The sequence below is a fragment of the Accumulibacter sp. genome (assembly GCF_031732815.1).
Taxonomy (GTDB): Bacteria; Pseudomonadota; Gammaproteobacteria; order Burkholderiales; family Rhodocyclaceae; genus Accumulibacter.
Genome location: NZ_JAVMKF010000028.1, coordinates 40,818 through 48,970, shown reverse-complemented (window position 1 = coordinate 48,970; position 8,153 = coordinate 40,818). Strand labels below are relative to the sequence as shown.

Annotated in this window: 7 protein-coding genes and 1 riboswitch; of the genes, 3 read left to right on the top strand and 4 right to left on the bottom strand. The window is 64.4% G+C overall.

Annotation, left to right across the window (positions count from 1 at the left end; genetic code table 11):
* The 4 genes from RKP46_RS02490 to RKP46_RS02475 form a co-directional block, all read right to left on the bottom strand.
* A partial coding sequence (locus tag RKP46_RS02490) for a PepSY domain-containing protein (protein ID WP_311105158.1) occupies positions 1-275 on the bottom strand: 275 nt, incomplete at its 3' end.
* Positions 276-421: 146 nt separating this feature from the next.
* Positions 422-1,549 carry a trypsin-like peptidase domain-containing protein gene (locus RKP46_RS02485; RefSeq protein WP_311105157.1) on the bottom strand — a complete coding sequence of 376 codons (1,128 nt, stop codon included), beginning with the start codon at positions 1,547-1,549 and terminating at the stop codon, positions 422-424.
* Positions 1,550-1,597: 48 nt separating this feature from the next.
* Positions 1,598-1,912, bottom strand: coding sequence for a chaperone modulator CbpM (locus RKP46_RS02480; protein WP_311105156.1), 315 nt, complete (start codon positions 1,910-1,912; stop codon positions 1,598-1,600).
* Between the two features lie 3 nt (positions 1,913-1,915).
* Positions 1,916-2,872: a DnaJ C-terminal domain-containing protein gene (locus tag RKP46_RS02475; RefSeq protein WP_311105155.1), complete on the bottom strand. Its 957-nt coding sequence runs from the start codon at positions 2,870-2,872 to the stop codon at positions 1,916-1,918.
* Positions 2,873-3,050: 178 nt separating this feature from the next.
* On the opposite strand from RKP46_RS02475, the gene RKP46_RS02470 reads away from it, so the two are divergent.
* From RKP46_RS02470 to RKP46_RS02460, 3 genes are all read left to right on the top strand, one after another.
* A complete protein-coding gene (locus tag RKP46_RS02470) occupies positions 3,051-3,482 on the top strand; it encodes an Hsp20/alpha crystallin family protein (protein WP_311105160.1) in 432 nt (143 codons plus the stop codon).
* A 20-nt stretch (positions 3,483-3,502) separates the two neighbouring features.
* Positions 3,503-3,877, top strand: a complete 375-nt coding sequence (locus RKP46_RS02465; RefSeq protein WP_311105154.1) for an Hsp20/alpha crystallin family protein — start codon at positions 3,503-3,505, stop codon at positions 3,875-3,877.
* 278 nt (positions 3,878-4,155) lie between these two features.
* Positions 4,156-4,255, top strand: a riboswitch (cyclic di-GMP riboswitch).
* A 68-nt stretch (positions 4,256-4,323) separates the two neighbouring features.
* Positions 4,324-8,153: M10 family metallopeptidase C-terminal domain-containing protein (locus RKP46_RS02460; protein ID WP_311105153.1), on the top strand; the 3,830-nt coding region annotated here is incomplete at its 3' end.

The window sequence follows — 8,153 nt, the reverse complement described above, 5'->3', positions numbered from 1 at the left end:
ATCTCGTAGTGGATTTCCCACTTCTTGCCGTCCTTGCCATCGATCTTCACTTCCCAGGTCTTCTTGCCCTTCTTCGTGTCCTGATAGGCTTTGGTCACTTCACCTGGATGGGCTTTCACGGCCATCTCGATCGCCTGCTCCTTGCTGATTTCCCGCGCCGGCGCGGCCGCGCTGGTCGGAGCAGCGGCTGCGCTATCGGCAGCCAGGCTCGTATTGGCCAGGCCACCGGCGAGTGCCAGGAGCAGCGCGGCGGCGAGAGTGTTATGTGCTTTCATGTCATGTGTCCTTTGTAGAGTATGGTTTGGGGTTAAGGGGTATGGCCCGCGCAGGCGGCGAGCCTGCGAGGAATCGCCGTGCCATCGATTGCGCTGAGCACGACTACAACGATAACGCGCGATGCTTAAACCAGACTTACCGGCGATCAGTTGCCGGGCTGGAGGACCAGCGCCACTTCGCTCTTGCCGCCCGAACGAAGGATTTCCAGCTTGATCGTCTCGCCGACCCTGCGATCGTCCAGTCGCGCCAGCAGCTTGCCGACCGAATCCACCGGCTTGCCATCGACCGCCGTGATGATGTCGCCGGGGATGACATTGCCTTCGGGCGACACCGTGGCGCCTTGCAGCCCAGCCGCTTCCGCTGCCGAACCCGGCGTGACGCGTAGAATCACCACACCCTCGACGCCCAGCAGACGTTTCAAGCGGGTATTGATCGCCTCGTCCGCTTGTACGCCAAGCGCTGGCCGAATGTAGCGGCCGCCGCTGATCACCTGCGGTACCACCCTATTGACAGTATCCACCGGAACGGCAAAACCAATCCCGGCGCTCGCCCCGCTCGGGCTGTAGATCGCCGTATTGATGCCGATCAGGCGCCCGGCGGAATCGAGCAGAGGGCCGCCCGAATTCCCCGGATTGATCGCCGCGTCGGTCTGGATCAGATGCTCGATCGTCGCCCGCTTCTCGCCGCCGAGCGAACGATCGAGCGCCGAAACGATTCCCGAGGTCAGCGTCCAGTCAAGACCAAAGGGATTGCCGATGGCAAACACCTTCTGGCCGACGCGCAAGTCGGCGCTGGTTCCGAGCGGCACCGGCGGCGGGCGCTTGAAGCCGACGCCGATACGCAGAACAGCGATGTCGTGTGCCGGCGAGGCGCCGACCAGGCCAGCCTTGTAGACCCGTCCATCGGCGAGCTTGACCGAGGCCTCGCTGGCGCCCTCGATGACGTGAAAGTTGGTGATCACGTGCCCGGCGTCGTCCCAGATGAAGCCGGAACCCGTGCCGCGCGGCACGCTGAACACGTTGCGCGTCCAGAAATCGCGCACCAGCCCGCGCGTGCTGATGAAGACGACCGAATCGCGCGCGTTCTCGAACAACTCGATCGTTGCCTTCTCGTCGGCTGCAATCTCGCCACGGGCCGTGATCGTGCGCGGCTCGGCTTGGCGCGGTGCGAACCAGCCTTCGACCAGCGGAGCGCTGCGCCAGACGAGGATGAGCAGCGCACCAGCCAGCGTCAGCCAGGCGAGACGGGAAAGGAAGCGATCGTTGGTGGGCATCGGACAGTCTCGCTCAGCGGTGACCGGCAAAGTATAGCGCAAGCGTCTTCAGCCACCGGCAGTGCGCCGGGTGAGCAGCGCTGCGCGAAGATCGTCAACTTCTTCGAGCAGGTCAGCGACCAGCGCGGCAAGTTCCGGCACCGCATCGAAATCGCGCTCGATCTGCCGCATGCGGCGGGCACGAAGCAGGCTGGAGCTGCTCAGGCACCACACGCCGGCAACGCTCTCGGCGTGCGGAATCAGCCCGTCCTCGAGATGGCGGATCAACCATGCGGGTTCGACGGTACACGCTGCGGCAAGCTGTTCGAGCGTCAGCCAGGACTCTTCCATCAGACTGCCGACCAGGACATCGTCACTCGCCATACCTCACCTCCTTGCTTCTTGACGCGGGTTGAAAGCCAGTTCCCGCGCCATCGTTTCGTAGAGCGCGCGTGCCCTCGCCGTATCGGCTGGCGGCAGCACAAGCTGCAGGTCGAGCAGCAGGTCGCCTGGGGTTGGCCCCGGGATTCCCTTGCCACGCACGCGTACTTGTCGGCCGCTCTGCGCTCCCGGCGGAATCCGCACTTTCAGACTGCCGAGCGGCAGATCGACGCTGACCACGGCGCCAAGGGCAGCTTCCCATGGAGTAACCGGCAGTGTCAGACAGACGTCGCGCCCGCTCACCCGATAGCGCGCGTGGGGCCGAAAGCGAACCTCCAGCAACAGATCACCGGGCGGCGCACCACCCATTCCGGCGGCGCCCTGTCCGGCCAGGCGAATCACCTGGCCAGCGTAAACCCCGGGCGGGATCTTGACATTCAGCGTGCGCGTGTGCACGCTGCGCCGTCCGTGCGCATCGATTTGCGGCGTGCGCAGGCTGATCTGCCGCGTTGCGCCGGTGAACGCATCTTCGACCTCGAGAAGAACTCTGGCCTGATGATCGTCGCCGCGCCTCCGGGCGTCGGCCGCGCGGCCACCGGCGAACCCAGGCCCGCCGCCACCCATGCGGCCAAACAGTTCGGCGAAGAAGTCGGAAAAGCCCGCTGCTTCATCCGGAGAAAAGCCGTGCCCGGAGAACGCAAAATCGCTGCCCCAATCCGGTGGCGGCGTAAAGTCCTGGCCCGGCCGATAGCCTCGTCCAAGCTGGTCGTAGGCAGCACGCTTCTCGGGGTCGGACAGTACGGCGTGTGCCTCGTTGATGTCCTGCATGCGCGATTCCGCGTCCGGCTCCTTCGAAACGTCCGGGTGATACTTGCGCGCCAGCCGGCGGAACGCCTTCTTGATCTCGTCGGCGGCCGCCTCACGCGGCACGCCAAGAATCTGGTAGTAGTCCTTGTATTCCATACACGATCCTCCGCAAGCTGAAAGGAAGGGGTAGTGCTGCACGGACAATGTTAGTCGAAGCTGCCAAGCGCGCCGAGACCGCCGCGAAGCTATTGAAAGTCAGCCGACCAGCCCCATCTAGGCAACAAGCGCCGGAGACGGCGTCGCTCTCACCTGACCGCATGGAGGAATGAAGATGATGTACCGTTCCCTGTTTCCCCGCGACGTTCTGGCGGAACTGGATCGGCTGCAGCGCGAGATGCAGCAGACCTTCCATCTGTCGCCGAACATCCGCGGCATCGCGCGCGGCGGCTTCCCGGCAATGAATGTCGGCGGCACGCCGGAGTCGGTTGAAATCTATGCTTTTGCGCCTGGCGTCGACCCGAACACGCTCGAAGTGCAGATCGAGAAGGGCGTGCTTACCATCGCTGGCGAGCGCAAGCTGCCCACCCCCGGCGACAAGGCCACCGTGCATATCGACGAACGCTTTGCCGGCCGCTTCCGGCGTGTCGTCACGCTGCCTGACGACATCGATCCGGGCGCCGTCGACGCCCAGTACCGCGATGGCGTGCTGCGCATCAGCATCGCCCGCAAGCAGGCCGCCCAGCCGCGCCGTATCACGATTCAGTGATTCAGTAAGGAGGACCGAAGATGTCAGACAATCGAAGCGCCAAGAAGGAAGCCGGCAGCGAAGAAGCCGCGTTGATGCCGCCGGTCGACGTCATCGAGGACGCATCCGGAATCACCCTCTACGCCGACATGCCCGGCGTACCGAAGGAGAAAATGCAACTGCACGTCGAGGGCGACGCGCTGACCATCGAGGGCGACATCGACCTCGAAATGCCGCCCGGAATGGAGGCGAGCCACGCTGAAGTCAGTCTGCCGCGCTACCGCCGCGTGTTCACGCTCTCGAAGGAGCTCGATTCGACGAAGGTCGCCGCCGAGTTCAGCCAAGGCGTGCTCAAACTCGCCATCCCGAAGGCCGAGCACGCGCAACCGCGCCGGGTCGAAATCAAGATCCTGTAGAAGCCGACTGGCAGCATCTTGCCAGCCCAAGATCGGGCGAGCCTCGGCTCGGGGCTCGCCCACCCGGCGACGGGCCGACCAGCGCCGGGCGCCCTTCTCCGGGCCACAGATCCTCCCAGATCGCTGGCCTCAGCCGAATACCGGCAAGTCGTGAGATCGGTCACAGATTCCAGACCATGCAGCGCAGATTCGCCTTGACTTGCGCCCATCGCTGAACTAGAGTAGGAGCGTTTTTCGGTGGGTGTGAATCGGGCTGGTTCTTCCGGCTATCGTTTCCATCCTTTCAATGGCAAACGGAGGGTGACCTCCGGACGCAAAGCCACGGACCCTACCCCGAGTTGCCGGATCGGCACTTGGAAGGGTGGCCGGGTTGCCCGAAATGCGCGCCTTTTGCGCTATCGAGTGCCTCCTCAAGCTTTGCGTCCACGCGGCAAAAGGAGCTTTCAATGGCACTCGCTACGTGGACCCAGCAACAGATTCTGGACCAGTTGATTTCTGGATACAGTTGGAGCGGGTCAACCATCACCTACGCTTTTCCGACGGCAGCCTCCGGCATGTACGGCAGCCAGGAACTCGCCGGTTTCGCAGGTCTCAATGCAACCCAACAGACGGCCGCCGAGCGTGCTCTGCAAACCTGGGACGATCTGATCGCGCCCGACCTCGTGCGGACGACGACGGGCGGCTCGAACATCGAGATCGGCACCTCGAGCACCGGCGTCAGCTACGCGCACGCCTATTATCCGTCGGTCGGCAGCGTCTGGTTCAACCGCGCTTATGCCGATCTGATGTCGCCGCAGATCGGTCAGTACTCGTTCCAGGTCTATGTGCATGAGCTCGGGCACGCCTTCGGCCTGGACCACATGGGCAACTACAACGGCGCCGGCAACTGGACGCCCTCGTCGTTCCAGGACAGCCAGGTCTACTCCGTGATGTCGTACTTTGGCCCGAACACCGGTCGCGGCAGCAGCAATGACATCGCCTGGGCCGACTGGGTCGGTCGCGACGGCCGCACCTACTCGCCGCAAACACCGATGCTCAACGACGTTCTCGCCATCCAGAAGATTTACGGTGCCGAAACGACGACGCGTACTGGCGACACCGTCTATGGCTTTGGCAGCAACGTCACCGGTTCGCTGGCACCGATCTTCGACTTCGCGCTCAACGCCAACCCGATCCTCACCATCTACGACGCAGGCGGCAACGACACGCTCAACCTCAGCGGCTGGAATACGAACTGCACGATCAACCTGGCGCCCGGCTCGTTCTCCTCGGGCAACAGCATGACCAACAACATCGCCATCGCCTACTCGTGCAACATCGAGAATGCCGTCGGCGGCTCGGCGGCTGACCAGATCACCGGCAATGCGCTGGCCAACCGGCTCGATGGCGGCGCCGGCAACGACAGCCTGTTTGGCGGTGCTGGCGACGATGTCCTGGTCGCCAGCCTGGGCGACGACCTGCTCGACGGCGGCGATGGTGGCGACAGCGTCGTTTTCTCCGGCACCTACGGCAGCTACACTTACACCTATTCCGACAGCGTCGGTTTCAACTTCTACAGCACGGTCAGCGGCTCGGATGTCGTGCGCAACATGGAAACCTTCGTTTTTGCCGATGGCAGCAAATCGATCAGCGAAATCCTCGGCAATGCATTGCGCTCGCAGGTCTCGATCAGCAGTGACCTGACCCAGCAGTTCGAAGGTCACAGCGGCTCGACGATCTTCACCTACAAGCTCAGCCTGAACGTCGCAAGTTCGTCGGTGCAAACGCTGAACTGGAGCGTGCAAGGCAGCGGACTGACACCGGCCAACGTCGCGACCGACTTTGCCAGCCCGACTTCGGGCAGCATTACCTTCGCGGTCGGCGAGACCGAAAAGACGATCTCGCTGGCAGTGAAGGGAGACCGTGTCGTCGAGAGCAACGAATCCTTCATCGTGAGCCTGTCGAACCCGTCGGCGGGTCTCGTCCTGCGAACGACCAGCGCCAGCGGCACGATCCTCAACGACGACGCGGCGAACAGCGACGACTTCGGTCAGACCCTGGCCACGGCAGGCCAGCTTACCGTCGGTGCCGGCCCGCTCACCGGCTGGCTCGAGCGTACTGCCGACAGCGACCTGTTCGCCGTCAGCCTGAGCGCCGGAACGACCTATGTCTTCGATCTGAAAGCACCCGGATCGACCGTCGACGCATTTCTCTCGCTGCACTCCGCCGGAACGGGCACGACCACGCTGTCCGCCGCGATCGCCAGCAACGACAACGTCGCCGTCGGCAACAGCAATGCGCAGATCGTTCATGCGGCGACGACGAGCGGCACCTATTATCTGCTCGCGCGCGATGCACGCGGCGGCACCGGCAGCTACACGCTGGAAGCCGCCACCGTCGCTGGCCGCATTGTGAACGGCGACGAGAGCAGCAATACGCTCGCCGGGGCCGCAGGAAACGACCAGATCTCCGGACTGGGCGGTGCCGACACTCTGACCGGCGAAATGGGCAACGACTTTCTCGACGGTGGCGCCGGAGCCGACGTTATGAACGGCGGTGCCGGCAACGACAGCTACGTCGTCGACAATATCGGCGACGTGGTCAACGAGGGAATTGGCGGCGGCAGCGACCGCGTCTACTCGTCGATCAGCTTCGTTCTGGGCAACAACGTCGAAGACCTCGTGCTGACCGGCGAGGCGAGCACCAACGCTACCGGGAACAGCCTGGCCAATCGACTGAGCGGCAACAGCGGCAACAACATTCTTGACGGGCAAGGCGGAATCGACACCTTCGTCGGCGGCCTGGGCGACGACACCTATGTCCTCGACGCCGACGGCGAACTGGCCAACGTCAGCGAGAGCACCAACGCCGGCAACGACACGCTGCGCGTCGTGTTCACCACTGCCGTGGCGAAGACGATCAGCCTGAACGGCCTGCTTGCCAACATCGAAAACCTTGAAGTGCGCGGCAACGGTCAGTTCAACGCGCTCGGCAACGACGCCGCCAACCTGCTGGTCGGCAACGCGATGAGCAATCGCCTGGAAGGCGCCGGCGGCAACGATACGCTCGACGGACAGGGCGGTGCGGACCAGCTCATCGGTGGTGAGGGCGACGACACCTACCTCGTCGACCACACTGGCGACATCCTGAGCGAAGCCACCAATGCCGGCACCGACAACGTGCGCGTGGCGATCAATGCCAGCGGCGCGACCTTCGTCCTCGCCGCGAATATCGAGAATGCAGCCGTCGTCGGCTCCGTTGCCAACAACCTGACCGGCAATGAGCTGGCCAACGTGCTGACCGGCAACGCGCTCGCCAACCGGCTCGACGGCGGCGCCGGCATCGATACGCTGACCGGCGGCAACGGTGGCGACACGTATGTGGTCGACAACGCAGCCGACACGATCGTCGAGACCTCGACGCTGGCGAACGAGATCGATACCGTTCTCAGCAGCGTCAACTGGACGCTCGGCGCCAACCTGGAAAACCTCGGCCTGCTCGGCAGCGCCGACCTGGTCGCGACCGGCAACCTGCTGAACAACCAGTTGAACGGCAACAACGGCGCCAACCGGCTGGACGGCGGACTCGGCGCCGACTCGATGGCGGGTGGCGCCGGCAACGACACCTACATCGTTGACAACCTTGCCGACCGCGTATCCGAAACCCGCAGCCCCGGCAACGCGGCCGACGCGGGCGGTATCGACACGGTCGACAGCAGCGTCAACTGGACGCTCGGCGACTTCGTCGAGAACCTGGTGCTGCGCGGCAGCGACAACCTGAGCGCCACCGGCAATACCCTGGCCAATACGCTGCGCGGCAACGCCGGCGATAACGTGCTCGACGGCAAGGCGGGCGTCGATCTGCTCGACGGCGGCGAAGGCGCCGACGTTTATCTGATCGGGCTGGCGAGCGATCACCCGGCGGCGGAAATCGCCGACAGCGGAACGAGCGGCAACGACGAAGTCCGTTTCGCCGCCGGCACGGCAAGCACGCTGACCCTGTTCTCCGGCGACCGCGGAATCGAATCCGTCGTCATCGGCAGCGGCCTGGGTGAACTTGCCAACACCAACGGGACGGGCGCGCTGAACGTCAACGCCGCGCTGGTCGGCAACGCCCTGTCGATCCTCGGCAACGCCGGCGCCAACGTCCTTACCGGTACCGCCTACGCCGACCGCATCGACGGCGGTGCCGGCGCCGACCGGCTGATTGGCGGCGGCGGCAGCGACACGCTGATCGGCGGCACGGGCAACGACGTCTATGTCGCCGACGCCAGCGATACGCTGATCGAAACCTCGAC